The 25,042-nt window shown below is 70.1% G+C and carries 26 protein-coding genes, 1 tRNA gene and 2 pseudogenes; 16 read left to right on the forward strand and 13 right to left on the reverse strand.

What is annotated here, in order from left to right; all coding sequences use genetic code 11:
- From ACILSK_RS23590 to ACILSK_RS23610, 5 genes and pseudogenes are all read right to left on the reverse strand, one after another.
- A pseudogene (locus ACILSK_RS23590) lies at positions 1 to 260 on the reverse strand (hypothetical protein); the annotation flags it as partial.
- Positions 260 to 418, reverse strand: coding sequence for a hypothetical protein (locus ACILSK_RS23595; protein ID WP_395729637.1), 159 nt, complete (start codon positions 416 to 418; stop codon positions 260 to 262). The pseudogene ACILSK_RS23590 and the gene ACILSK_RS23595, both read right to left, overlap by 1 nt.
- Before the next feature lie 474 nt (positions 419 to 892).
- Positions 893 to 1,885 carry an AAA family ATPase gene (locus tag ACILSK_RS23600; protein WP_395729638.1) on the reverse strand — a complete coding sequence of 331 codons (993 nt, stop codon included), beginning with the start codon at positions 1,883 to 1,885 and terminating at the stop codon, positions 893 to 895.
- On the reverse strand, positions 1,882 to 2,298 hold the full coding sequence (locus tag ACILSK_RS23605) for a hypothetical protein (RefSeq protein ID WP_395729639.1): 417 nt from the start codon (positions 2,296 to 2,298) through the stop codon (positions 1,882 to 1,884). The genes ACILSK_RS23600 and ACILSK_RS23605 overlap by 4 nt, the downstream gene beginning before the upstream one ends.
- A 36-nt stretch (positions 2,299 to 2,334) precedes the next feature.
- Positions 2,335 to 2,544, reverse strand: a complete 210-nt coding sequence (locus ACILSK_RS23610) for a helix-turn-helix domain-containing protein (protein WP_395729640.1) — start codon at positions 2,542 to 2,544, stop codon at positions 2,335 to 2,337.
- A gap of 96 nt (positions 2,545 to 2,640) precedes the next feature.
- On the opposite strand from ACILSK_RS23610, the gene ACILSK_RS23615 reads away from it, so the two are divergent.
- The 3 genes and pseudogenes from ACILSK_RS23615 to ACILSK_RS23625 all read left to right on the forward strand — a co-directional run bounded on the left by ACILSK_RS23615 (position 2,641) and on the right by ACILSK_RS23625 (position 4,557).
- Positions 2,641 to 3,336, forward strand: a complete 696-nt coding sequence (locus ACILSK_RS23615; protein WP_395729641.1) for a helix-turn-helix domain-containing protein — start codon at positions 2,641 to 2,643, stop codon at positions 3,334 to 3,336.
- Positions 3,329 to 3,550, forward strand: a pseudogene (locus ACILSK_RS23620) (Arm DNA-binding domain-containing protein); the annotation flags it as partial. The gene ACILSK_RS23615 and the pseudogene ACILSK_RS23620, both read left to right, overlap by 8 nt.
- Before the next feature lie 59 nt (positions 3,551 to 3,609).
- A complete protein-coding gene (locus ACILSK_RS23625; RefSeq protein WP_395729642.1) occupies positions 3,610 to 4,557 on the forward strand; it encodes a tyrosine-type recombinase/integrase in 948 nt (315 codons plus the stop codon).
- A gap of 47 nt (positions 4,558 to 4,604) precedes the next feature.
- Here ACILSK_RS23625 and ACILSK_RS23630 read toward each other — a convergent pair.
- Positions 4,605 to 4,686: transfer RNA gene (locus ACILSK_RS23630), tRNA-Tyr, on the reverse strand.
- A gap of 190 nt (positions 4,687 to 4,876) precedes the next feature.
- On the opposite strand from ACILSK_RS23630, the gene ACILSK_RS23635 reads away from it, so the two are divergent.
- The 4 genes from ACILSK_RS23635 (at position 4,877) to ACILSK_RS23650 (ending at position 8,073) form a co-directional block, all read left to right on the forward strand.
- Positions 4,877 to 5,368: a YajQ family cyclic di-GMP-binding protein gene (locus ACILSK_RS23635; protein WP_395729643.1), complete on the forward strand. Its 492-nt coding sequence runs from the start codon at positions 4,877 to 4,879 to the stop codon at positions 5,366 to 5,368.
- Between the two features lie 142 nt (positions 5,369 to 5,510).
- Positions 5,511 to 6,446: an EamA family transporter RarD gene (gene rarD, locus ACILSK_RS23640; RefSeq protein ID WP_395729644.1), complete on the forward strand. Its 936-nt coding sequence runs from the start codon at positions 5,511 to 5,513 to the stop codon at positions 6,444 to 6,446.
- Positions 6,447 to 6,521: 75 nt separating this feature from the next.
- A complete protein-coding gene (locus ACILSK_RS23645; RefSeq protein WP_395729645.1) occupies positions 6,522 to 7,349 on the forward strand; it encodes a hypothetical protein in 828 nt (275 codons plus the stop codon).
- A 49-nt stretch (positions 7,350 to 7,398) separates the two neighbouring features.
- Positions 7,399 to 8,073 carry a class F sortase gene (locus ACILSK_RS23650; RefSeq protein ID WP_395729678.1) on the forward strand — a complete coding sequence of 225 codons (675 nt, stop codon included), beginning with the start codon at positions 7,399 to 7,401 and terminating at the stop codon, positions 8,071 to 8,073.
- Positions 8,074 to 8,091: 18 nt separating this feature from the next.
- Here ACILSK_RS23650 and ACILSK_RS23655 read toward each other — a convergent pair whose 3' ends face one another.
- On the reverse strand, positions 8,092 to 8,451 hold the full coding sequence (locus ACILSK_RS23655; protein ID WP_395729646.1) for a hypothetical protein: 360 nt from the start codon (positions 8,449 to 8,451) through the stop codon (positions 8,092 to 8,094).
- Positions 8,452 to 8,948: 497 nt separating this feature from the next.
- On the opposite strand from ACILSK_RS23655, the gene ACILSK_RS23660 reads away from it, so the two are divergent.
- Positions 8,949 to 9,254, forward strand: coding sequence for an ArsR/SmtB family transcription factor (locus ACILSK_RS23660; protein WP_395729647.1), 306 nt, complete (start codon positions 8,949 to 8,951; stop codon positions 9,252 to 9,254).
- Positions 9,251 to 9,793 (forward strand): SRPBCC family protein, encoded by a 543-nt coding sequence (locus ACILSK_RS23665; RefSeq protein WP_395729648.1) that lies wholly within the window; start codon positions 9,251 to 9,253, stop codon positions 9,791 to 9,793. The genes ACILSK_RS23660 and ACILSK_RS23665 overlap by 4 nt, the downstream gene beginning before the upstream one ends.
- Before the next feature lie 188 nt (positions 9,794 to 9,981).
- Here the strand turns inward: ACILSK_RS23665 and ACILSK_RS23670 are convergent, their stop codons facing one another.
- Positions 9,982 to 11,571, reverse strand: coding sequence for a helix-turn-helix domain-containing protein (locus tag ACILSK_RS23670; protein ID WP_395729649.1), 1,590 nt, complete (start codon positions 11,569 to 11,571; stop codon positions 9,982 to 9,984).
- A gap of 247 nt (positions 11,572 to 11,818) precedes the next feature.
- On the opposite strand from ACILSK_RS23670, the gene aceA reads away from it, so the two are divergent.
- Together aceA and aceB are read left to right on the forward strand one after the other, a co-directional pair.
- Complete coding sequence (gene aceA / locus ACILSK_RS23675) at positions 11,819 to 13,129, forward strand: isocitrate lyase (protein ID WP_395729650.1); 1,311 nt, start codon at positions 11,819 to 11,821, stop codon at positions 13,127 to 13,129.
- 143 nt (positions 13,130 to 13,272) lie between these two features.
- Complete coding sequence (gene aceB / locus ACILSK_RS23680) at positions 13,273 to 14,961, forward strand: malate synthase A (RefSeq protein ID WP_395729651.1); 1,689 nt, start codon at positions 13,273 to 13,275, stop codon at positions 14,959 to 14,961.
- Positions 14,962 to 15,025: 64 nt separating this feature from the next.
- On the opposite strand, the gene ACILSK_RS23685 is transcribed toward aceB, so the two are convergent.
- The 3 genes from ACILSK_RS23685 to ACILSK_RS23695 form a co-directional block, all read right to left on the reverse strand.
- Positions 15,026 to 16,030: a hypothetical protein gene (locus tag ACILSK_RS23685; protein ID WP_395729652.1), complete on the reverse strand. Its 1,005-nt coding sequence runs from the start codon at positions 16,028 to 16,030 to the stop codon at positions 15,026 to 15,028.
- Between the two features lie 100 nt (positions 16,031 to 16,130).
- Entirely contained in the window at positions 16,131 to 16,904 is a 774-nt protein-coding gene (locus ACILSK_RS23690) for an SRPBCC domain-containing protein (RefSeq protein ID WP_395729653.1), read from the reverse strand.
- Positions 16,891 to 17,490: a helix-turn-helix domain-containing protein gene (locus ACILSK_RS23695; RefSeq protein WP_395729654.1), complete on the reverse strand. Its 600-nt coding sequence runs from the start codon at positions 17,488 to 17,490 to the stop codon at positions 16,891 to 16,893. Before ACILSK_RS23695 ends, ACILSK_RS23690 begins: the two co-directional genes overlap by 14 nt.
- 156 nt (positions 17,491 to 17,646) lie before the next feature.
- Here ACILSK_RS23695 and ACILSK_RS23700 point away from each other — a divergent pair, with 156 nt between their 5' ends.
- The 3 genes from ACILSK_RS23700 (at position 17,647) to ACILSK_RS23710 (ending at position 21,661) form a co-directional block, all read left to right on the forward strand.
- Complete coding sequence (locus ACILSK_RS23700; RefSeq protein WP_395729655.1) at positions 17,647 to 18,219, forward strand: TetR/AcrR family transcriptional regulator; 573 nt, start codon at positions 17,647 to 17,649, stop codon at positions 18,217 to 18,219.
- A gap of 73 nt (positions 18,220 to 18,292) precedes the next feature.
- Positions 18,293 to 20,497, forward strand: a complete 2,205-nt coding sequence (locus ACILSK_RS23705) for an MMPL family transporter (RefSeq protein WP_395729656.1) — start codon at positions 18,293 to 18,295, stop codon at positions 20,495 to 20,497.
- Between the two features lie 198 nt (positions 20,498 to 20,695).
- Positions 20,696 to 21,661, forward strand: coding sequence for an acyl-ACP desaturase (locus ACILSK_RS23710; protein ID WP_395729657.1), 966 nt, complete (start codon positions 20,696 to 20,698; stop codon positions 21,659 to 21,661).
- Between the two features lie 131 nt (positions 21,662 to 21,792).
- On the opposite strand, the gene map is transcribed toward ACILSK_RS23710, so the two are convergent.
- On the reverse strand, positions 21,793 to 22,563 hold the full coding sequence (map, locus tag ACILSK_RS23715) for a type I methionyl aminopeptidase (RefSeq protein ID WP_395729658.1): 771 nt from the start codon (positions 22,561 to 22,563) through the stop codon (positions 21,793 to 21,795).
- A 53-nt stretch (positions 22,564 to 22,616) separates the two neighbouring features.
- Here map and ACILSK_RS23720 point away from each other — a divergent pair, with 53 nt between their 5' ends.
- Positions 22,617 to 22,892 carry a helix-turn-helix domain-containing protein gene (locus tag ACILSK_RS23720; RefSeq protein ID WP_395729659.1) on the forward strand — a complete coding sequence of 92 codons (276 nt, stop codon included), beginning with the start codon at positions 22,617 to 22,619 and terminating at the stop codon, positions 22,890 to 22,892.
- A 13-nt stretch (positions 22,893 to 22,905) separates the two neighbouring features.
- The gene (locus ACILSK_RS23725; RefSeq protein ID WP_395729660.1) at positions 22,906 to 24,000 is read left to right on the forward strand and encodes a hypothetical protein; all 1,095 of its coding nucleotides are present in this window, start codon (positions 22,906 to 22,908) and stop codon (positions 23,998 to 24,000) included.
- 102 nt (positions 24,001 to 24,102) lie between these two features.
- Here the strand turns inward: ACILSK_RS23725 and ACILSK_RS23730 are convergent, their stop codons facing one another.
- On the reverse strand, positions 24,103 to 24,948 hold the full coding sequence (locus ACILSK_RS23730; RefSeq protein WP_395729661.1) for a polyprenyl synthetase family protein: 846 nt from the start codon (positions 24,946 to 24,948) through the stop codon (positions 24,103 to 24,105).
- Positions 24,949 to 25,042: the final 94 nt, after the last annotated feature.

The following is a 25,042-nucleotide window of genomic DNA, read 5'->3' on the forward strand; positions in this document are numbered from 1 at the left end:
TTGCCTTCGGCCGCATCGAGGAGGCGACGGGCCCGGTCCCGCAGCTCGGCCAGCTCATCCACTGCCCTGGCCGCCCCGCCCGTCTGTCGGGACTCCACCACCTTGCGCAGCGCCGGAGTGAGGTGGGAGTCGCGATGCCGGCGGACCGCGTCCTTGCTGAGCCCGTGCTCTTCGGCGACGCTGCGCTGGGAGGTGCCGACGGCCAGCGCCCGGTCGATCGTCTCCCGGCTGAGGTGGGAGCACACGGTGCAGGTGGGCATCAGGCCTCCCCGCCGGTGATGACGTAGGCGCCTCCGGGGCAGTCGTGCTCCGGTGCCAGTCCGCCGGCCATCCAGTCGATCCATCCGTCGACGTTGGCCCCGGCCTGGCCGTAGCACTCGTGCTCGCCGACCTGCCGGTGCAGCTTGCGCAGAGCCATCCTGTACCGGTGTGCCGCCCGCCTGATCTGCCCGAGGCCGGACCGCACGGCGTCAGAGTCCCGAGTCCCCCCGGTCACCTGCCGCTCGAGGTCCGCCAACCGCGCCAGTGCGCGCGCCGTCCGCACGTTGCTGCTTGCTGTCCGCCCCATGATCAGACCGCCTTCGGTGCGGTACGGCGCGGTGTGGCGCAGCGTGTGCCCGCTGATTGAGGATCAGCGGGCAAGCTCTCTAACTGCGGCGATGCGAGTGATGTGCACGCGGTGTGTGCAGCGGCGACCGGAGTCTCTGAGGTCCGGCGCGGAAGGGAAGCTTCCCGGTGCCGGGAAGCTAGTCGGGGAACTGTGGTGCTCATCCCCATGGACGCGTGGTGCTCATCCCCACGCGTCTCCTTCATCCCGTTCTCAGTCGCAGTCTCAGTGGTCTCACTCCTTAGAGTCGTGAGACCGTGAGACTGCTGAGACCGGACGTGAGACTCAGTGAGACTCGTGAGACTCATCGGTCATTCCTCCTCGGACGTAGAAGGGTCGGGACTTGGTCCCGGTATTGGTGAGGACACCGCCTGTGACCAGGTCATTCAGTGCTCGGTGGTAGGTCGCCTTCGGCATCTGGGAGGCGTCTCGGAGGGTGGCGCTGCTGGCGCCGGTGGAGCCGAAGTGTGAGTCGAACAGTGAGACCAGTTCGCGGGCCCGATCTGACCCGAGTCTCACGTCGTCGGTGGGGATTGCGATGCCGCTGCCGGTGCCGTCGATGAGGTGGAGGCGGAGTTGGTGGACGTCCTCGGTGGGCCCGTCCTTGCGCTTGGTGCGGGTGAGCTTGACCAGGGCGGCGTCGCCCTCGGTGGTGTAGACGGTGTCGACGCCGGCCTCCAGTGCAGATGATCCGCGGACGGTGGTGCGGTCCTTGCCGGTGTGATGGACGACCAGGACCGTGCCGTCCCCGGTGGACTCCCGAATCGCGTACAGCGCGGCGACTGCGACGCCCATGTCCTGCGCCGAGTTCTCGTCCATCCCGGCGGTGACCTTGGCCAACGTGTCGATGACGACGAACCGGAAGCCTTCGCCGCGGACGATGTGCCGGAGCTCGGCGACCGCTCGGCCGTCGAGCAGCCGGATCGGCTGCGGGAGGACGCTCAGCGTGTCGTCGGGCACTGTCAGCCCGTGGTGGATCTCCCATGCCCGGAACCGCTTGTGCAGGCCATGGGCGCCCTCCCCAGCCAGGTACAGCACGCGGCCGGGTTCGACGGGCCTGGTGTTCCAGGCGTGGCCGGTGGCGACGCACGCTGCCCAGGACTCGGCGACGAAGGACTTGAGCGATCCGTGGTAGCCGGCGAGCAGTGCCACAGTGTTCAGGTCGATGGTGCGGTGGATGAACGGGGCAGGCTCGGGAAGGGCGGCGAGATCACCACGGCTGAGGATCCGGTCGCGAAGGCGCGGCTGTTCGGGCCGCAGCTCGACCGGTGCCGTCACGAGTTGAACTCCGCGATCGCCTCACGCAGCTCATCGCAGGCCTGCCGGACCTGGACGGTCGTCCAGCCGACGATGATGAACCGGACCGAGGGGAGGTCGCGCCAACCATCCAGGGCCAACCGCAGGTTGGACATGGGCCACCTGCGCCACCAGGTCGGTCGCGGGAGGTGGATCTCCACCTCGGCCAGGTCGGGAGCGTCGGCGACGGCGTAGAACCGCCGGTTGATCTCGATGACATCCGGCCGATCTGTCAGGCTGATCGTCAGCCGGCCGGCGACCGACGGTGTGCCGATCCTCGGTTCGGGTTGCGGAGATGCGGGCCGCCAATGTTCAGGCGGCAGCTTGATCGCGAGCAGCCGCTCACCCTCGGCGCCGAGCTTGGGCCGAGCCAGCGGCGCGATCTGATCTGTCATGTCGTCTCCCTGCCCGCCCGGGGCAAGCTCAGGCCGTCAGGCCGCCGGCGTCTGGTCGGACAGCCCGAGCAGGTCGAGCAACTTGGCGGTCGGCACCTTCCAGCGCACGCCGACACGGAAGGTGGGGATCTCTCCTGCCTTCGCAGCCGCGTAGGTCTGGTTCCGGCCCATGCCGAGCAGCTCACCGGTCGTCGGCCAGAGATCGACCACCGCTCGTCCGCGGAGCTGTTCGGGAATCTCGATCACAGCGCGTCTCCTTTGCTGTACCGCACCAAATCTGTTGCTGACCATCATGCCCTTGCGCGCCCTGACGTTCTGCAATAAGATCGGTGCTATTCAGCAATGTCGATCTTGGAGGGCTGGCCCATGGCGGACGAGCAGGCGAGTGCGCCGTTCAGCTGGGACGAGGGCTCGGCACTCGTAGCCGACCTGGGTCGCGGCGAACACGCGCTGCGACGCATCAGTGACGAGCTCGACCGGCGACAGTGGACACAGGCCAAGCTGCTCAAGGCGATCAACGAGGTCGTCTTCGAGGACGGAGATCAGAGCAAGCGCCATCGAGATGGAGACATGCATCCGTCGACGCTGTCGCGACTGCTCAACGACTCACCTGACCAGAAGCGGCAACTCTCGATCGATCAGCTGCTCGTCATCGCAAAGGCCCTCGAGGTTCCGGTCGGAGAGCTACTGCTCCCAAGGGGTATGAGAGACCGATACGAAGCCTGGCGGTTGCTGAAAGTAGCTGCAGAGTTGCGTGCGCGGATCGCCGCGGATGAATACGAACTGGAGAAGCTGACCAACCGACTCGCAACGGTAGCCCGCGAGTCCGACGACTTCAGGGCCGACCTTTCGAACACGATTGCAGGCTTCCGAAAGCGGGACGAGGAGTTCCTGACGAAGGTTTGGGAGAACGACTCCGAGGCCATGCGACAACTCGGGAAAGAACCACCTGCTCGACAGAGCGTCGACGACTGGGCGCCCTCACCCTGGGAGCAGGTCTGCAGCCTGATCTTGACCAAGGCCGAGTCCGATGGCTGACCGGAGCGTGTGGCGCGCGTGCGGCTGCCGAGGCGAGGACGGCAAGCAGCTCGGCGATCAATGCCCGAAGCTGGACGACCCCAAGCACGGCACCTGGCGCTACCGGGTGAGTGGTGGCCTGGACCCCCGGACCGGCCGGCGGCGGCAGGTGTTCAAGGCTGGCTTCTCAACGCGCAAGGCTGCCGAGACGGCGCGCAACAAGGTGCGCCGCGAGCTGGACACCGGGGAGTACCGCGACGACGACAAGACCACCGTCGGCATCTGGCTGGACCAGTGGCTGGACAAGAAGGCCAGCAGCGGCAACTGCGCGCCTCCACCCTGCGGATGTATCGCCGCTACGTCACCGAGGACATCTCGCCGGCGCTCGGCCGATACCGGCTGTCCGACTTGCACCCACAGGTCGTTGATGAGTTCGTGGCCGGGCTGCTGGCCGACGGCCGCGGGAAGGTCACCGTCCGGCGGATCCACGCCACCCTGTCGAGCGCGCTGACCTCGGCCCGCAAGCTGCGGCTGATCGCCGTCAACCCGGCGGCCGACGTCGAGCTGCCGGACGGCACTCGGCGGAAGGTCCGCCCATGGGAGCCGGCCGAGCTCGGCACGTTCCTTGGCGTGGCCGCCGAGCACCGGCTCGGCGCGCTGTTCGAGGTCGCCGCGTTCACCGGGCTTCGTCGCGGTGAGCTGTGCGCACTGAGGTGGTCCGACGTAGACCTCGTGAACCAGGTCATCACCGTCCGGACCCAGCTCGTGCACACCGGCTCGCAACGGCTTGAGGGCAAACCTAAGACCCGATCGGGCGAGGACCGCCGACTTGACATCGGCAGCCGCGTGGTCGGCGCTCTGCTGGCTCACCAGCTGGCCCAGCAGAGCGAACGTGAAGCAGCCGGCACCGCGTACCAGGACAACGATCGGGTGTTCTGTCGTGAGGACGGCGCGGACCTGGACCCGGACAACGTCTCGCGCATCTTCCGGAGGCTCGTCGCCAAGGCGGAGCTCCGGCCGGTCCGGCTGCATGACGTACGTCACGGCGCAGCGTCGCTGATGCTGGCCTCCGGAACGGACATCGCGGTCGTCTCCAAGCGCCTCGGCCACTCGACGCTGTCGCTCACGGCGGACACCTACTCGCACCTCATCGGCGGAATTGGACGTCAGGCGGCCGATGCAGCGGAGGCCATCGTGCCCGCCAGTGCACACACATTGCACACATCAAGGCCGCAGAAATGACTCAGCGGGTCCCCTCCGAAGGGGGAACCCGCTGGTCAGTGCTGCGGTGGCAGGTGAGGGATTCGAACCCCCGTAGGCAATGCCGGCTGATTTACAGTCAGCTCCCTTTGGCCGCTCGGGCAACCTGCCGTGGGCCCGTCGATCCGGGCCCGGCACAGCGTACCGGGCCGCCGCGCGTGAACCGAATCGAGATCGACCCCGCCCGGCTCGAACGCCGAAGCGGTCCGGCATGGGTGTTGGATGGTGGGCCGGGTCCGTGCCGGCCGCGGGCCGCAGGGAAGTCGGGCAACAACGTGACGGCAAGAAAAGGAGCCAGGTCGTGGCAGACGCCTCGTTCGACATCGTGAGCAAGGTCGACCATCAGGAGGCGGACAACGCCCTCAACCAGGCGGCCAAGGAACTGTCCCAGCGATTCGATTTCCGCGGCACCGATACCACCATCGTCTGGGCCGGGGAGGAGGGCGTGACGATCACCTCCAGCACCGAGGAGCGCTGCAAGGCGGCCATCGAGGTGTTCAAGGACAAGCTGGTCAAGCGGGGCATCTCCCTGCGTGCCTTCGACGTCGGCGACCCGACCGCGTCGGGCAAGACCTACAAGGTGACCGGCAAGATCGTCCAGGGCATCGCCTCGGACAAGGCGAAGGCGATCGCCAAGCGGATCAAGGACGAGGGCCCCAAGGGCGTGCAGGCCCAGATCCAGGGAGATCAGCTGCGGGTGTCGGGCAAGAAGCGCGACGACCTGCAGGCGGTCATCGCATTGCTCAAGAACGCGGACCTGGACATCGCCCTGCAGTTCACCAACTACCGCTGACGGCGTCCGACGGCGGCACGGCGGTCCGGTGCGGGACTTCCGGGCCGCGACCCGCCGACCGTGATGCCCGATCGGCGTCCGATTCGCCTCCGGGACGGCGGCCGTCCTACCGTGGGCCCCGGCCTACGGATCGGGGTGACACGTGCGGGAGGCGACGTCGTCCGACGAACAGCGCACACGGTCGGCCCCCGCGGTCCGCTCCCGCGGTCTCACCTACGGACTGATCGCCTACGGCCTCTGGGGCCTGTTCCCGCTGTACTTCCCGCTGCTGGAGCCGGCCGGCGCGGCGGAGATCCTCGCCCACCGGATGGTCTGGTCGCTGGTCGTCTCGTCGATCATCCTGACCGTCGTCCGCGGCTGGCGGGCCATCGTCACCATGCGTCCGCGGACCTGGGGGCTCGTCGTCGCCGGGGCGGCGCTGATCGCGGTCAACTGGGGCATCTACATCTGGGCCGTGAACAACGGACGCGTCGTCGACGCGGCGCTGGGCTACTTCATCAACCCGCTGGTCAGCGTCCTGCTCGGCGTCCTGATCTTCCGCGAGCGGCTTCGCCCGGCCCAGTGGACCGCGGTCGGGCTGGGCACTACCGCGGTCCTGGTGCTCGCGGTGGCCGGCGGCTCGTTCCCCTGGGTCGCCCTGACGCTGGCCGCCTCGTTCGGCGTCTACGGGCTGGTCAAGAAGGTCATCCCGCTGGCCCCGACCGCCTCGCTGACGGCCGAGGGGCTGGTCCAGTTCGTCCCGGCGGTGATCTATCTGGTCATCGTCGCCGTCGCCGGCACCTCGACCTTCGGTTCGCTCGGCCCCGGCCACGCGCTGCTGATGGCCTCGTCCGGAATCGCCACGTGCGTCCCGCTGCTCGCCTTCGCGGCCGCCGCCCAATCCCTGCCGCTGTCCGTGCTGGGTCTGCTGCAATACCTGACCCCGGTCATCCAGTTCCTCATCGGCGTGTTCTGGTTCGGCGAACCGATGCCCGTCTACCGGTGGGTCGGTTTCGCCCTGGTCTGGCTGGCATTGATCGTCTTCACCGCCGACGCCCTGCGTCAGGCCCGCCGCGCCGCCGTCGCCCGCCGGACCTGATCCGGCCCCACCAATCCCCCACCCCGAGGTCTACGAATCCCGGCCGAACCGGGATTCCGAACGAGGGGAGCGACGATGCGACGCACATCCATGGCCGGTGCGGGAGCGGTGGCCTGCGTGCTGGGGGTGCTCCTCGCCGGGCCCACCGCGGCGTCCGCGGCCTCGGCGGGCTCGGGATCGGCGGCGGCATCGGATGACCGGAGCCGGTCCTACCAGGCCGCTCTCGACCCGATCACGGCGAACCAGGTCACCGGCAACGGTGCGTCCTGGATCACCGTCACCGGCACCACCGCCGAGGTGAAGATCCAGGTCAACGGGCTGCTGGACGGCGTACCGCACGCGCAGCACATCCACGTCGACGCCCTCGGCCAGTGCCCGAGCGTCCCGCAACAGCACAACGGCCTGCCGTCCATCACCGTCGCCGACGGCGCCCCGCTCTACGGCGGGATCGGCACGTCCCTGACGGTCGACGGCCCGACCTCGGCCGACCACGGCCTCGACGTCACGCACTTCCCGCACACCGGCTCCTACACCTACAGCCGGACGATCGAACTCGACCCGAATGTCGTGGCCAACCTGGCCCGCGGCACGGCCGTGCTGGTCGTGCACGGCATCGACTACAACGCCAACGGCGCGTACGACGACGTCCTGGGCGCCAGCGAACTCGACCCGAGCCTGCCCGCCGAGGCCACCGATCCGGCGCTGTGCGGCACGTTCGCGCCGATGCAGATGTCCGCCGTCCCCGACGGCGCCGCCGACACCGGCGGTGGATCGACGGCGACGACCGGATCCGGCGCGACGTCGAACGCGGCCGGTGCGGTTTCGGTCGCGGCCGGTGCCGCGGTGGGCGGATTGTTGCTCGGCGGCCTGGCCCTCGCCGGGATCCGTCGAGTGCAGGGTTGACGTGCGGGTCCGGTCCGGGCTCGGGTTGGCGGTCGCGACGGCCTTGCTCGTGGCCGGGTGCGCCGGGTCCGATGCTCCGTCGACGACCGGTTCCGACATCCGGCCACCGGCAGCGGCCGCGCTGCCCCCGACGTCGTCCCCGGCCGACCCGACTGCCCTGACCGCACCCACCGCACCGACCGCACCAACCGCACCAACCGCACCAACCGCACCAACCGCACCAACCGCACCAACCGCACCAACCGCACCGACGACGCTGCCGGACTCCGCGCCGCGCACGCTGTCGGTGCCGGCGATCGGGGTCGACAGCCCGCTGGTCGAACTCGGTCGCAATCCGGACGGCACGGTGCAGGTGCCGTCGTTGGACGACCCGGACGCGCGGCCCGGCTGGTATCGGGACTCCCCGACACCGGGCGCGCTCGGGCCGGCGATCATCCTGGGACACGTCGACTCGCGCCGGTACGGACCCGGGGTGTTCTACCACTTGGCCGACCTACGGCCGGGCGACGCAGTGGATGTCGCCCGCGACGACGGCACCGTGGCCCGGTTCGTCGTGGACGAGGTCCGGCAGGTCGCCAAGCGCGACTTCCCCACCCTGGAGGTGTACGGCAATCTCGATCATGCCGGCCTTCGGTTGATCACCTGCGGCGGCGAGTTCGACCCGGACGCCGGCAGTTACGAATCGAACATCATCGTTTTCGCCTCATTGGCCGGAACGGGCTGACCCGCGGGCGGGTGGCGGTCAGCCCCCGGCCGGCGCCGATCCGAACGCCGTGGACGGCCAGCCGAAGCCGGGATCGCCGGGCGACAGCGTCGATACCACCGCGGGCTCCGTCGGGACGGCCGGCTCGACCGAGGAGGGAGCGGGCACGTCGGCGACCGCGGGCGTGGGCGCCGCAGTCGGGGAATCCGTGGGCGCGGGCGCCGACGTCAGCACCGGAGAGGGTGTCGAGATGACGCCCGGCCCGGGACCCGGTGCCGAGGGATCCGACTGGGTGGAGACCATCAGCACCGTTGCCACCCCGGCGGCCGCGGCCGCCCCGACCGCCGCGATCAGGACGGCCGCCCACCGGCGACTGCGGTGCGGCCGCGCCTCGGTCACCCGGCCGACCTGCCGCCGGGGCGGCTCGGTTCGCCGGTGCGTCGTGGCGCTTCCGGCACCGTCAGCAGCGCCTATCGGCGCGGCCTCGGCGACTGTCGGGTGGTCCGGCCGGATCGGAGCGTCCGGCCGGGCCGGCGAGTCCGCGTGGTCCTCGACCGGACGAGCGGTCGGATCGGCACTCGGCGCCTCGACTGCGGAAGCGGAAACCGGCCGGGGCGGGTTGTCGAACACCAGGCGATGCCACCCGGTGGGCCGTTGCTCCGGCAACGGACCCAGCTGGCGATCGCGGGCGGCGGTGGCCACCCGACGGGAAATGCCGTCCGGACGGGGTGCGACCGCACCGGTCGAGCGAAGCCGGTTCCGGGACCGCTCGATCGACACCTCGACTCCCCTTCCGTGTGGCGTTGGCCCACGGGGTTCGGAGGCCGGGGCCGATCGGATGGGTCTCCCTCGTATATTCCTTGACACGTATATATCCGGTCAAGCATATTAGGGCGATGACCGAGACGACGTGGGCCGCCCTCGCGGATCCGCACCGGCGGGCCGTCCTCGACCTGCTGCGGGCCGGTGAACGGGCGGTCGGCGAGGTGGTGGATGCGCTGCGGCTCAGCCAGCCGCAGGCGTCCAAACACCTGCGAGTTCTGCGGGCCGCCGGGCTGGTGCAGGTGCGCAAGGACGCCCAGCGTCGCCTGTACCGTCTCGACCCCCGCCCGATCGCCGAGGTCGACGCCTGGCTGGCCCCCTACCGGCAACGCTGGAACGAGAGTCTCGACCGGCTCGAACACCATCTGGAGGACTCATGATCGTCGACCTGGGCAGCTACGTGCGGCACGACGGCCGGCCCGCGGTGCGCTTCGAGCGCCGGTTCCGGGCGCCCCTCGACCGGGTCTGGGCGGCCATCACCGATCCCGAGCAGCTGCCGGCCTGGTTCCCGTCCGCGGTCCGCTACCAGCCGGTGGTCGGCGGGGAGATCGCGTTCATCGGCGATCCGAATCTGCCGGAGCCGGAAGAGGTCGACCGGGTGCTGGTCTGGGATCCGCCGCGCCGCTTCGCGTTCGGCTGGGGCGGAGACGAGATCCATTTGGAGCTGACCGAAACCGACGACGGCTGCCGGCTGGTCCTGCTGAACGTGCTGGCCGAGGACGATACCGCCGCGCGCAATGCGACCGGCTGGCACGGCTGCCTGGCCGAGCTCGACAAGTTCATCGACGGCATTCCGAGCGGCGGCCCGCACGCCCAGCCGGTCGCCGACTTCTGGCCGGTCTACGACGCGCACATCGGGCGGGGCCTGCCGCACGGCGCCTGGATTCCGGACGAGGTGCAGGCCGCCCGGCCCACGTGATCGCGGCCGCCGACCCGCGCGGATAAAGTGGCCGACTCCCGTCCCAGCAGTCACATTCGGAATGGGTTCAGCCGCGCCGGCGCAGTTGATCCGCGCGGGCAGGGGTCGGCCGGCGGCCGGGAGGCTTCTCGGGCAGGGGTCGGCCGGCGGCCGGGAAGGCTCCACGAGCGGGGGTCACGGGCAGGGCGTCAGCCCGCGGCGTGGCGGTCCAGAAAGGTGAGCACCTCGACCTGGTCGACCCCGGGGAACACCCCGGGCGGCATGGCGGCCAGCAGGTGCGAGTGGACCCGCGCGCTGGGCCAGGCCATCCCCTCCCAGCGGTCGGCGAGTTCGCTCGGGGGCAGCGCGCAGCAGGTCGGGTCGGGGCAGCGCGACTTCGAGCGCTCGGTGGTCTCCCGGCCCCGCATCCACTTGACGTCGGCGTACGGCACGCCGACGTTCACCGAGAACAGGCCCTGCGCGGTGCGATCGACAATGGCCGTGCACCAGTAGGTTCCGGACTTTGTGTCGGTGTACTGCTGGTAGGCCGAGGACAGGTCGGGGCGATCGAAGACGACCCGGGCGGTCCAGTAGCGGCACACCCGCTGGCCCTCGATCGCCCCGGTGGCGTCCATCGGGAACTGCACGCCGTCGTTCTCGTACGCCTTGTAGATCACTCCGGCCTTGCTGATCCGCATGAAGTGCACCGGCAGCTCCAGGTGCCGGGTGGCCAGGTTGGTGAACCGGTGCGCGGCGGTCTCGTAGGACACCGCGTACGCGTCGCGCAGATCCTCGATCGCGATGTCCCTGGCCGCCTTGGCCTTTCGGAGCAGCGCCAGCGCCCCCCGTTCGGGGATGAGCAGCGACGCGGCGAAGTAGTTGATCTCCACCCGCTGCCGCAGGAACTCGGAATAGTCCTGGGGCACCTCGTGCCCCAGGACCACGTGGCCGAGCGCATTGAGCGCGAGCGAGCGCGAGTCGTGCTGTCCGGCGTCCGGCTGAGGCAGGTAAATGATCCGGTGGGCCAGATCGGTGACGGTCCGGGTGGACTGCGGCAGGTCGCCCGAATGCCGGAGCCGGAAACCCAGGTGCCCGGCGAGCCGGTCGACCACCGACCGGGTGATCGGTCCGCCCTCGTAACCGGTGGCGGTCAGCAGGTCGGCGGCCACCTTCTCGATCTCGCCGAAGTAGTTGCCCCGCCGGCGCATTTCGTCGCGCAGCTCGGCGTTTGCCCGCCGGGCCTGCTCGGGGGTGGCCTGCCGCTCGGCCTGGATGCGGGCCAGCGCCCGATGCAGGCCCACCAGCGATTCAAGGGCCTCGGTCGGCAACCGCGGCCCGGGCTTGACCGCCGGAATGTCCAGCGTCTTGAACGCCGACGACCGCTGGGCCCGTTCCAGCTCGATCTCCAGCGCCGCCCGGCGGGACGGCGGGGCCACGGCCAGCAGTTCGGCCAGGCTCGTGCCCAGCACCCCCGCCAGGGTGGTCAGCAGCGACAGCTTGGCCTCGCGCTTGCCGTTCTCGACCAGCGACAGCGCCGACGGGCTGATCCCGGCCGCCACCGCGACGTCGGACAGGGTCAGCCCGGCGCCCTTGCGCAGGTGTCGCAGCCGGCGGCCGATCGTCAACGGATCGGGTCCGCCACCCCCCTGTTCGGTCCTGCTCGGCTGCGAGCGACCCTGTGCGGAACGTTCGGGTTGTGTTTTGACAGCCGGCAGGCCGACCGGGCGACTGTCGACCGCGCCCACCCGTGATCGACTCGTCGAGCCCCCACCTGGCGAAAGGTGCTGTTCAACGGCCATTCCCGGGCCGACCCGGGGCGGGGCGTGACGCGCATCACGCACCCCCGCCGGGGCCTTTCGGGGGCGCACAGGGTCCTGATCACTCACTCCTGCACGATAGCGGAAGAATCGCATTTCTTTACAAGCGCGTTCGGCCCCGCACCCCCCGCCGGGCGCCGACAGTTGCCTGGTCGAGCCGATATGAACGGCGGGTAACGCGGAGCAACGCGCAGCCCACCGCATCGCGAACAGGAGAGGACGGCCAGCAATGACCGCCACGTTGGATCCCACCACGCAGGGTCACACCCGCACCTCGGACCAGGCCGCACTGCTGCGCCAGGAGTGGGCGGACGACGCCCGCTGGGCCGGCATCGAGCGCTCCTACACCGCCGAAGACGTCATCCGGCTGCGCGGCACCGTCCAGGAGGAGTACACCCTCGCCCGCCGCGGCGCCGAGCGGCTCTGGAACGCGCTGCAGACCAAGAAGTTCACCCGCGCCCTGGGCGCGCTGACCGGCAACCAGGCCGTGCAGATGGTCAAGGGCGGCCTGGAGGCCATCTACCTGTCCGGCTGGCAGGTCGCCGCCGACGCCAACCTGGCCGGCCAGACCTACCCGGACCAGAGCCTGTACCCGGCCAACTCGGTGCCCGCCGTGGTCCGCCGGATCAACAACGCCCTGCTCCGTGCGGATCAGATCGATCACGCCGCCGGCAAGACCGGGACCGACTACCTGGTGCCGATCGTCGCCGACGCCGAGGCCGGCTTCGGTGGCCCGCTGAACGCGTTCGAGCTGATGAAGGGCATGATCGCCAGCGGCGCCGCGGGCGTGCACTGGGAGGATCAGCTCGCCTCGGAGAAGAAGTGCGGCCACATGGGTGGCAAGGTGCTGATCCCGACCAGCCAGCACTGCCGGACCCTGAACGCCGCCCGGCTGGCCGCCGACACCTCCGGCGTGCCGAGCATCATCGTCGCCCGCACCGATGCGCTGGCCGCCGACCTGATCACCAGCGACGTCGACCCGGTCGACCAGCCGTTCCTGACCGGTGAGCGCACCTCGGAGGGCTTCTACCGGGTCAAGAGCGGCCTGGAGCCGGTGCTGGCCCGGGCCAAGCAGTACGCCCGGTTCGCCGACCTGATCTGGGTCGAGACCGGCACCCCGGACCTGGGTCTGGCCCGCGAGTTCGCCACCGAGCTGCACAAGGAGTTCCCGGGCAAGCTGCTCGCCTACAACTGCTCGCCGTCGTTCAACTGGCGCTCGAAGCTCTCGGATGCCGAGATCGCGACGTTCCAGGACGATCTGGGAGACCTGGGCTACGCCTTCCAGTTCATCACGCTGGCCGGTTTCCACGCCCTGAACCACTCGATGTTCACCCTGGCCCAGGGCTACAGCAAGACCGGCATGTCCGCCTACGTGGAACTGCAGCAGCGCGAGTTCGCCGACGAGGCCGTCGGTTACACCGCGGTGAAGCACCAGGCCGAGGTCGGCACCGGCTACTTCGACCAGGTGGCCACGGCCCTGAACCCCGACAGCGGCACCCTGGCGCTCAAGGGGTCGACCGAAGAAGAGCAGTTCCACTGATCTAGCCTCGGTACCGGGTCGGTGCACACCCTCGCACCGGCCCGGTACCGATTCCAACGCCGGGTCGCCGCTCCACCTCGCCGCCGGACCCAGGGCGTCACTCACCACCACACGCAGCACGTTTCCTGACAGGAGCAGTGAAGATGTTCGGACCGCCCAAGGCCCCGAAGATCAAGGGCATCATGCAACCCCGGTTCGACGAGATCCTCACCCCCGAGGCCCTCGCGTTCATCGCCAAGTTGGACGGGGCCTCGGCGGGCCGCCGCGCCGAGCTGCTGGCCGCCCGCCGCGAGCGCGGCAAGCGCATCGCCGGCGGCGAGCCGGTCGACTTCCTGGCCGAGACCGCGTCGGTCCGCGAGGACGCCGCCTGGCAGGTGGCCGCGCCCGCCCCGGGACTGGAGGACCGGCGCTGCGAGATCACCGGCCCGACCACCCGCAAGATGAGCATCAATGCGCTCAACTCCGGGGCCCGGGTCTGGATGGCCGACTTCGAGGACTCGACGGCGCCGAGCTGGTTCAACATCATCGACGGGCAGCTCAACCTGTTCGACGCGATCCGCGGGAACCTGGAGTTCAAGGACGAGTCCGGCAAGGAATACAAGGTCGGTGAGCAGACCCCCACCATCGTGGTCCGCCCCCGCGGGTGGCGGCTGTGCGAGAAGCACCTGACCATCGACGGCCGCCCGCTGCCGGCCGCGCTGATCGACTTCGGCCTGTTCTTCTTCCACAACGCCCAGCAGCTGATCGACAACGGTGCCGGTCCTTACTTCTACCTGCCGAAGCTGGAATCGCACCTGGAGGCGCGGCTCTGGAACGACATCTTCGTCCAGGCCCAGGCGCTGCTCGGCATCCCGCAGGGCACCATCCGGGCCACCGTGCTGATCGAGACCCTGCCGGCCGCGTTCGAGATGGAGGAGATCCTCTACGAGCTGCGCGACCACTCCTCCGGCCTCAACGCCGGACGCTGGGACTACATCTTCAGCTACATCAAGACGTTCGCCCACAACGGGCCCGAGTACGTGCTGCCGGACCGCGCCAACGTCACCATGACCACGCCGATGATGCGCGCGTACACCGAACTGCTGGTGTCGACCTGCCACAAGCGGGGCGCCCACGCGATCGGCGGGATGGCCGCGTTCGTGCCCAGCAAGGCCGACCCGAAGGTGACCGAGCAGGCGCTGGCCAAGGTCAAGGCGGACAAGGAGCGGGAGGCGGCCGACGGCTTCGACGGCTCCTGGGTCGCCCACCCGGGCCTGGTGGCGACCTGCACCGCCGCGTTCGACGCGGTCCTGGGTGACCGGCCGAACCAGCTCGACAAGCTGCGCCCCGACGTGCATGTCACGGCCGCCGACATCATCAACCCGGGCTCGACGCCAGGTGCGGTGACCCTGAACGGGCTGCGCACCAACATCTCGGTCGCGCTGCGGTACCTGACCGCCTGGGTGTCCGAGCAGGGCGCGGTGGCCATCGACAACCTGATGGAGGACGCCGCCACCGTCGAAATCTCCCGCACCCAGGTGTGGCAGTGGCTGCATTACAAGACCAAGCTCGCCGAGGGCCTGGTGGTCACCCGCAAGCTGGTCGACGAGCTGATCGACAACGAGGTCGCCGAGCTGCACCGGCAGGCCAAGGACGAGCGGGCCCACCGGCACGTCGACGAGGCCAAGGACGTGTTCGTCGAGGCGGCCCTCGGTGACGACCTGCCCGGTTTCTTCACCCCGTACGCGTACGTCCGGTACCTGATCGCCCGGCCGCTGCAGCCCTCCGGTCCGCTGTCCGCCGACGACCTGCGCATGTCCGAGCGCGTGCCGCGGGAGCACCAGCCCGCCTGACCACCAATCTCAGGCGTTCATGGACGGCCCGGCGATCCCCCACCAGGGGTCGCCGGGCCGTTCGTCACTTCTTCGTCGTGTGCTTCTGGGCGTAGAGCCTCTTTCCCTTCAGGTTCTTCTTGTCGGCGGTGCGCATGTCCTCCTCGGAGCTGTAGTCCTCGGCCTCCATCTCGGACTGCTCGTCGTAGATGGCACGTTCATCGGCACCCAGATCTGTTGGCTTCAGGTCGCCGAGCCACACATCGTAGAAACGCCCGACCTGTCGACGACCGAGATCCGCCGACCCGATGAACGCGAAGTCATCGAGAAACTCATCGAAGGTGCGCGTGCCACCCTTGATCAACCGCAGAATAGCCCGGTAGATCTTGGCCGCCCCTTGCTTCCGCCACTCCTCGGCCAGATAGACCGTCACCGTCAGCATCGCTGCAGCTCGCTTCTCGAGGTGCGATGCGAGAGCGGATTCGTCGAGATCGAGCAGTGCGGTGGCGATCGCCGAATCCGTGAGGCCGCCACTGCGCAGACCGCGGATGTACTCCGCGTAGGTATCACCGAGTTTCACCTTGCCCCAGTCGGGCGCCCGCGAACCAAGCTTGGGTGCGCCGCGCTTGTAGACCGCGCTGATCGGTCCACCGAAGGCGGTGATACTGACTCCTTGCGACGTCGTGGTGAAGTTCTGATAGGCAGGAAAGACCGAGTGGTGGAAGGGATTTGTCGACGCCGCGAGATCAGCCGGGGTGTCAATGACCCACTGCGACCCAGCGTCCAGATTCCAGGCGGCCAGCAGACCCTTGCGCAGGTCATCGGCATTCGAAGCGTCATTGACGTAATTCATCACGTTGACCTTGTTGACGACGATGTCGATGTGCTGCTCTTTGACGTACTGTGTCGCGTCCGCCTTCATCCGGCGGATCACTCGCGATCCGATGACCGGCGCGACGAGGCCGCGGACCGGTACCGGATGCAGTCCCGGCTCCGCCGAGACCGGATCGGTGCCACGGTCGCCGGCGTCGAGCCGTTTCGGGATGGCATGGCGTCCGATCGGCGACGGATCGGCGGTCGAATGTGTCATCTCCCCCCCCCTCGAGCCACCCGACATCAGTCAACACCCGGCGTCAACCGCGACGGAGCTGAGCATCGGCCCCGTCGCGAGACGAGCCGACATCCCGCAGTCAGGAGGCTGACGGCATCTCGCCGGGCACCGTGACCGGCTGGAACTGGCCGTCCCACCAGCCGTCCCAGGCCGTCCGCAGCCGGGCCACGGCCGCGTCGGACATTCCGTAGAGGCACAGGATCGCGGCGGACCCGGCCACCGGCCGGTGCGGCGCCGGCGGTGAATCGGCGACCTCCAGCAGCCCGTCGCCCCACTCGGTCACGGTCAGGCCGAACTGCTGCTCGGTCCGGAAGAACACGCTTCCGCTCAGCGTGATGCCCATCGGCAGGGTGACGGCGTAGTCGCCGCCCACCGGCACAGCCGCGATCTCGGCCAGGCCGAGCCGGGTCACGATCGGGCCGGGCTCGAGCGGGGTGCCTGCGGTGAAGTGGGTGACCCGCACGTCGCCAGGGTGCCGTTCCATCGCCCACTTGAGCTGGTGCAGGAACGTCGTCCAGCCCTCGGTGATGTCGTCGTAGTAGGCGTCCCAGTCGGGATCGGCGCCGCGCGGAGCCCGGGTGATCCGGACCCGGACCCCGCCGTCCACCTCGGCCAGGTCGAACACGTCGGTGCCGAGCGACAGCCGGGTCGGCGGTTCCTCGGTGACGGCCGGGTTGAAGTAGATCGTCTGGATCTCCGGCTCGAGCGCATCGGTTCCGTCCGGCAGGTCGTACTCCCAGCCGTGCCAGTTCCGCAGCCGGCCAGGCTCCCGCAGGGCCGCCCAGACGTCGGCGATCGGGGCGGCGATCGTGACCTCGATGGCCGGGGTCACCGCTTTGTCAGGCTGGGACATCGGCTGCATCCTCATCGGTTCGCGGCGTCGGGTGACCGGCCACCAGAAGCCGGAAGGGCCGGCCGCCCACGGAGTCGAAGTCCGCGACGACCCCGGCCAAGGCCCGGGCCAGCGCGTCGGTGAACTCGTGCACGGCCACCGGCGCGGCGATCCGGACATCGGCCTCAAGGGTGAAGGTGAGTAGGCGCCGGCCGGCCGCGTCGGCCCGGGCGGCCATCCGGCCGACGTCGCGCACGGTCGCCGACGCGGCCCGGACCAGGTGGTCGGCGGCGTGCCGGTCGCCGTCCCCGTCGCCCGGCGCGGTGTCCCCCAGCACACCGGGGTCGACCACCAGGGCACCCGCGACGGTCCGCAGGACCCGCTCGGTGAACCCGCGCCGGGGTCGCAACTCCACCAGCTCCAGAAGGTGCTGCCCCTCGAGCACCCGCAGGTGGTAGTTCAGCTTCTGCCGCGGGAGTCCGAGCTCGCGAGCCAGCTCGGCCGCGGATGCCGGCTGCTGCAGCCGGTCCAGCAGCCGCCGGCGCAGGTCGGGCAGGGCACAGGCCACCCGCTCCGGGGTGTCCAGCAGGGCCATGGCGGCGCTCATCGGGACAGTGTCGAATAGACAAATTCATTTGTCAATTGACCAAGGCCCGCTACCGGTGGCCTCGCCGAGCGGCCCAGCGGCGGGTGAGTCACCTCACCGACCATATTGGTCGGCAGACCGACCATTTTGGTCGGTCAGGCTGGTAGGGTCACCCGCATGACCCGCGCCTTCCGCCAGCAGATCGACGACGGCATCCTGGACGAGGCCGCCGCCCTCTTCGCCCGCCAGGGCTTCGCGAAGACCTCGGTGCAGGACATCGCCAACGCGGTCGGCCTGTCCAAGGCCGGCCTGCTGCACCACTTCCCGACCAAGGACGCGATCCACGACGCCGTCCTGGCCCTGGTCGGCACCCTGGGGGGCCGGCTGGTGGACCAGATTTCCGAACTCCCCGCCGGCCCCGCCCGTGATCGACGGGCCCTGGAGGCGGTGCTGGACATCGCGGCCGGGCATCCGGGACTGGTCTCGCTGATGCTCTCCCCCGCGATGAATCCCGGCCCCGTCCCCGGCGCCCCCCGCAGCCCGGCCGAGGACCCGGCGGCCGCGGTGCTGGCGATCTTCGGCGTCGATCCGGACACCACCGGCGACGAGCGTCAGGTCCGGGTCATCGGTGCGCTGTCGGCCCTCGCGGTGCTCACCATTGCCGCCGGCCAGCACGACAAGAGCTCGGCCTGGCGCCCGTACATCCTGCAGACCTGCTTCGACGCGCTCGGCGGCGGCGCCGACTCGTAGCCCGGCCCGCTCGCCCACCACCTCACCCGAGCGCCTGAATCCACCGACAGAACCAGACAGAAAGCAGCCCACCATGGCCCGCCTGCTCTACCGACTCGGCACGTTCGCCCACCGGCGCCGCTGGGCCGTCGTCCTCACCTGGCTGATGATCCTGATCATCGGTGTCGTCGGCGCCCTGACCCTGGCCGGCAAGACGTCGAACACGTTCTCCATCCCCGGCCAGGAATCGACCATCGCGCTGGACAAGATCTCCGACAAGTTCGGCGCCGGTGACGGCAACGCCAGTGCCCGGGTGGTCATTGCGGCCCCCGCCGGGCAGACCCTGACCAGCCCCGAGAATGCCGCCGCGGTCAGCGGTCTGGTCGCCGAACTGGGTCGGCTCCCCGGCGTGGTCGACGCCGGCAATCCGCTGAACCCGCAGGCCCCGGGGGTCAATGCCGACCAGAGCACCGGATACAGCACGGTGACCTACGGCGTCCCCCAGGGCGAGGTGACCGCCGCCGAGCAGGATGCGCTGCTCGCCGCCGCCCAGCACGCGCACGGCACCGGGCTGACCGTGGAGGTGACCGGCACCGCCGTCACCGACCAGGGCGCGGTGCCCGCGGGCGCGGGCGAGGCGATCGGCGTCATCCTGGCGCTGCTCATTCTCGCGTTGACCTACGGTTCGCTGGTCGTCGCCGGCATGAACCTGCTGACCGCCGGAGTCGGCGTCGGGGTCGGCGTGCTGGGCATCACCGTCGTCAGCGGGTTCGTCGACCTGCAGTCGACCACGTCGGTGCTGGCCACCATGCTCGGCCTGGCCGTCGGCATCGACTACGCGCTGTTCATCATCACCCGGTTCCGGCATGAGCTGCAGCGCGGTGCCGACGTGCGGTCGGCCATCGGCATCGCCGTCGGGACCGCCGGCTCGGCCGTCGTGACGGCCGGCCTCACCGTCGTCATTGCGCTGGTCTTCCTGTTCGTCGCCGGCATCCCGTTCCTCACCCAGATGGGCATCGCCGCGGCGGCCACCATCGTGGTCGCCGTGCTGGTGGCGCTGACGCTGGTGCCGGCCATCCTGAGTTTCCTGGGTCTGCGGGCGCTGCCCCGCCGGCGCCGCGGCGCCCCGACCCTGCCCGCCGGCGGCCGGCACGCGGTCCCCACCCCGGGCTTCCTGGAGCGCTGGGTCGGCACCGTGACCCGGCACAAGATCGTCGCCGTGCTCGCCACCACGGTCACCCTTGGCATCATCGCGATCCCGTTCTTCTCCATGCAGACCACGCTGGTGCAGACCCCCGCCGACGGCAGCACCCAGGCGCGGGCCCAGCAGCTGCTGGCCGACGGATTCGGCGAGGGTTTCAACGGGCCGCTGACCATCCTGTTCGACGGCCCCGACGCGGTGGCCTCGGCCGCGTCGGCAGCCGGGCCCGTCGCGGCACTGGCCGACGTCGCGATGGTCACCCCGCCCATCCCGAGCGCGGACGGCACCGCCGCCCTGCTGACCGTCATCCCGCAATCCGGGCCGACCAGCGAGGCCACCGAGCAACTCGTGCACGACCTGCGGGCGACGTTGCCGACCGTCACCTCGGGGGTGGACACCTACGTCACCGGCAGCACCGCGGTGAGCGTGGACGTCGCCGCCGCGCTGAACGAGGCGCTGCCGATCTACCTGGCCATCGTGGTCGGTCTGGCGGTGATCCTGCTGGTGCTGGTGTTCCGGTCGATCCTGGTCCCGCTGGTCGGCGTGCTCGGCTTCTTGCTGACCGTCGGCGCCGCGCTCGGCGCCACCGTCGCGGTGTTCCAGTGGGGCGCTCTCGCCGACCTGGTCAACCTGGACCGCACCGGCCCGCTGATCAGCCTGACGCCGATCATCGTCATCGGCATCCTGTTCGGGCTGGCCATGGACTACCAGGTGTTCCTGGTCTCCCGCATGCACGAGGCGCACGCCCACGGGGCCGGCTTCCTGGACGCGATCCGCACCGGCTTCCGGCAGGCCGCGCCCGTGGTGGTCGCCGCCGCCGCGATCATGTTCTCCGTCTTCGCCGGATTCGTACCGGCCGGCGACGGGCCGATCAAGTCGATCGCGTTCGCGCTGGCCATCGGCATCCTGGTGGACGCCTTCGTGGTCCGGATGATCCTGGTGCCGGCCGCGCTGGCGCTGCTCGGCGAGCGGGCCTGGTGGCTGCCGTCGTGGCTGGCCTGGCTGCCCACGCTGGACGTCGAGGGCGCGGGACTGGAACGCCCGGAGCCGGGTGGGGACGCGACACCGCCGCGGGAACTGGTCGGCGCCGGGCACTGATCGGTTCGACGACTCGGCGGGCGGCCGGCCCTACCGGACGCCGGGCCGCCGGGTTCCGGAACGGTCGCCCCGGTCATCCCATGCGATCGCATGGTGCTCGCCGGCCGACCCACCAGGTCATTGGTCCCGTCCCGCCGCGGGCATCCCTGCTCTAATGTGGCGGCTGGGTACTTGTCGAGCCTCACCTGGAGAAACGCTATGAGCACGAACGGCGGCCGCATCCCCGACGGACCCGAGGGCGTGCAAACGCGGCTGCTGTACGAGTTGGAGCCGGTCGTCGAGGAGAACCTCAACCGCCACACGGCCATCGCCAAGGACTGGATGCCGCACGACTACATCCCGTGGAGTCGGGGACGCGACTTCGCATTCCTGGGCGGCGAGGACTGGGTTCCCGAAGACTCCCCGCTCGACCCGGTGGCCAAGACCGCCATGGTGGTCAACCTGCTCACCGAGGACAACCTGCCCAGCTACCACCGGGAGATCGCGACCCGGTTCGGCCGGGAGGGCGCCTGGGGCCAGTGGGTCGGCCGGTGGACGGCCGAGGAGGGCCGGCACGGCATCGCGCTGCGCGACTACCTGGTGGTCACCCGGGGCGTCGATCCGGTCAAGCTCGAGGCGCTCCGGATGGAACACATGACCGCCGGGTACGACTCCGGCGAGAAGACGATGTTGCAGGCGGTCGCCTACGTCTCCTTCCAGGAGCTGGCCACCCGGGTGTCCCACCGCAACACCGGGGCGGCGACCAACTGCCCGATCGCCGAGCAGTTGCTGGGCCGCATCGCCCAGGACGAGAACCTGCACATGATCTTCTACCGGAACCTGGTCGCCGCGGCCCTGGAGCGGGCTCCGGACGAGACGATGTGCGCGATCCGCGACGAGGTGGTCGGGTTCACCATGCCGGGAGCCGGCATGACCGACTTCCAGCGCAACTCGGTGACGATCGCCAAGGCCGGCATCTACGACCTGCGGCTGCACCACGACGCGGTGATCATGCCGGTGCTCAAGTACTGGAAGATCCTCGACCGCAGCGACTTCGGGCCCGTCGGCGAGCAGGCCCGGATCGAACTCGTCGAGTTCATGGCCGAGCTCGACGCGCAAGCCACCCGATTCGTCGAGCAGCGGGAACGGATGCGCGCGCGGCAGGCGGCCCGGGCCGGCGGCTGACCCGGAGTCGTTCCCGCGGCAACCATCACCCGGCCCGATGGAACACCACCGGCGTAAGTAGACCGGTCATGCGCCACTCACCCCGGCCGAACCCACTCGTTCAGCCCGGGCTGCGGCTCAGCCGCCCCGGTTCAGCCGGGCTCGGTCAGGATGACGGGCCCGCCCCGGGTGATCGCCACGGTGTGCTCGGTGTGCGCGGTGCGGCAGCCCGTGCTGCTCCGCAGCGTCCAGCCGTCAGGGTCCATGACCAGGCGGTCGGTATCGGCCATCACCCATGGCTCGATGGCCAGCAGCATCCCGGCCTTGAGCTTCAGACCGCGGCCCGGCCGCCCGTTGTTGGCCACGTGTGGGTCCTGGTGCATGGTGCTGCCCACCCCGTGGCCGCCGAACTCGGTATTGACCCGGTAGCCGGCGCCCGTCAGCACCGTGCCGATGGCGTGCGAGATGTCACCGACCCGCTGACCGGGCCAGGCCTGGCCGATGCCCGCGGCCAGGGCCGCCCGGGTGCTGTCGATCAGCTGCCGGTCCGCCGGGGCCGCCGACTCGCCCACGACGAAGCTGATGGCGGCGTCGGCCACCCAACCCTGCACGCTCACCGCGAAATCGAGCGTCAGCAGGTCGCCGTCCACCAACCGGTAGTCGTGCGGCAGACCGTGCAACACCGCGTCGTTGACCGATGTGCAGATCACCTTGCCGAACGGACCGCGACCGAACGAGGGTGCGTAGTCCACGTAGCAGGAGACCGCCCCCTCGTCGGCGATCATCTTCCGGGCCCACTCGTCGATCTCGAGCAGGTTGGTGCCGGGTCGGCTACGCTGCCGTAGCTCGGCCAGGACCCGCCCGACGAACCGGCCGGCCGGCCGCGCGGCTTCCACCTGACGAGGGCTGAGCACCTGGATCACGTCAACTCCCGTCCAACCCTTCGGTATAACTATCCCGGTATTACTATACGGAGATGGTCCGGGTTCCACTCACTCCCGACGAGGTCCGACGCGGCCAGGAGATCGGTGCCCTGCTCCGCGAGGCGCGCGGTGCGCGCACCCTGATGGACGTGGCCGTGGGGGCCGGCATCTCCCCGGAGACGTTGCGCAAGATCGAGACCGGGCGCATCCCCACCCCCGCCTTCACGACGGTTGCCCAGCTGGCCGCGCAGGTCGGCCTGTCGCTCGATGCGATCTGGCGCAGCGTCGAGGCCGACCCGGCCGCGGTGGACCTCGGTCGGGTCAGTTGACCACCGGACGCCGATGACGTCCGGCAGTTCGTTGCGCCGTCACGCGCGGGCGACGTTCGGCCTCGCCCGTCTCGATCGGCAGTCCCTGAAGACGATCGCCCGGGCCGAGCTGCCGCAGTTCGCCCGGATCGTCATCGTCGCGGCGGTGGGCTGGCAGGTCTGTCTGTGGCTGGGCGCGACCGTCGCGCCGATCTACGCGGTGCTGGTGCCGCTCGTCAGCCTGAAGTCGGACCCGTTCTCGGCCTTCAACCTCTCCTGGTCACGCCTCGTGGGTGTGCTGATCGGGCTGCTGATCGGGGTCGGGGTCACCCAGGTCGTCAGCCAGGACGTCGTCGCGGTCAGCCTGGTCCTCGGCCTGTCGCTGCTGATCGGGATGCTCGTGCGGATCGGCGGGGCCCCGAACCTGCAGATCGCGATCTCGGCCCTGCTGGTCTTCGTCAGCCCGGACGCCGGCGCCTACGGGCTCACCCGGCTGTGGGAGACCGGGGTCGGCACGGTGGTCACCGCGCTGCTCACACCGTTCCTGTTCCCGGCCGATCCGCTCAAGGCGGCCCGGCGCGAACTGTCCGGCGTGGCGAACACCCTCACCGCGTCGTTGCGGGAATCGGTCGCGGTCGCCGGTGCCGCCGACCTGACGGCAGCCGAGCGCATGCGGCAGATGGTGCGGGTGGCCGAGCGACTCGACGGTGCGTCCGCGCACGCCCGGACCCTGGAGGCGCAAATCACCAGCGCGACGAAGTCGGCACCGTGGAGCGTGCTGCGGCGGGGCGCTTTGCGGGAGGTCGGCCGCCTCGGCCCGTCGCGGGAACTGGCGTCGCGGACGGCGGCCAACATCAGGTCCTTCGCGGACGAGGCGATCGCCTTCGCCGAGCGCGAGGAGTACGCCAAGGACGCGCAACTGCGGGCCGACGCGCTCGCCGAGATGACCGAGCCGCTGGCCGACGCGATCGGCTCCGCACTGACCGGACAAGGCTTCGACGACGACCTGGTTCGGGCCCGGGCGGCCCGGCAGGCGTTCATCGTCAGCGAGCACTCCACGATCGCCTCGGTGACCCGGCGGCCACTCAACCGGATCCTGGAGGACCTGGAGCGGTTCGCGGCGACCTGATGGGCCGAGGCCCGACGGGACCACACGGTGCGGTCACCGGCACACACCGAACGAGGCCCAGCGCACGACTCCCGAGCCGGAGCGGGATCGCTCGGCGTGCGCTCAGCGGGTGCGGTCGACGACGTACCGGACCAGGGACGCCAGGGCGTCCTTGGACGACGATTCCGGCAACAGGCGTAGTTCGGCGGCCGCGGCATCGGCGTAGCCGGCCAGCGTCGCCCGCGCCTTGGCCATGCCCGGCGATGCGGCCAGCAGCGTGACCGCCTCGGCCACATCCTGCTCGGCGTGGATGGGACCCCCGACGAGTTCGCGCAGCCGCGGGTCCGCCGCCGGGTCGGCGAGGGTGTACAGCACGGACAGCGTCCGCACCCCCTCGCGCAGGTCGGTGCCCGGCGTCTTGCCCGAGTCGGTCGAGCAGACGTCGATGATGTCGTCCGAAATCTGGAAGGCCACCCCGACCGCCCGGCCGTACCGGCGCAATGCGAGCACGTGCTCCTCGGGGGCGCCCGAGAAGATGCCCGCGTACCGGGCGCAGGTGTCGATCAACGACGCCGTCTTCTCGTCCAGCACCCGCAGGTGGTGGTCGATCGGATCCTCGTCCCGACCCGGCCCCACCGTTTCCCGGGTCTGCCCGGTGACCAGCTCGGCAAACGTCTCGGCGATGATCCGCACCGCGTCCGGCCCCAGCCCGGCGACCAGCCGCGACGCGTGGGCGAACAAGAAATCACCGGTCAGGATCGCGATCGAGTTGTCCCAGCGGGCGTTCGCGGACTTGGCCCCGCGGCGGAGCTCGGCCTCGTCCATCACGTCGTCGTGATACAGGGTGGCCAGGTGGATGAGCTCGGTGACCGCGGCCGCGGTGACCACCTCATCGGACTCCGGTCGCGGCCCGATACCGGCCGCCACCAAGGTGAACAGCGGCCGGAACCGCTTGCCGCCGGCATGCATGAGGTGCGAGGCGGAGCTCCTCGACCTGGATCAATCCGGCGGAAACGCGCGCGGTGAGGTCGCGGTCGGTGAGCTGGATACCGGCCAGCATGGT

The organism is Nakamurella sp., from assembly GCF_044224575.1.
Taxonomy (GTDB): Bacteria; Actinomycetota; Actinomycetes; order Mycobacteriales; family Nakamurellaceae; genus Nakamurella.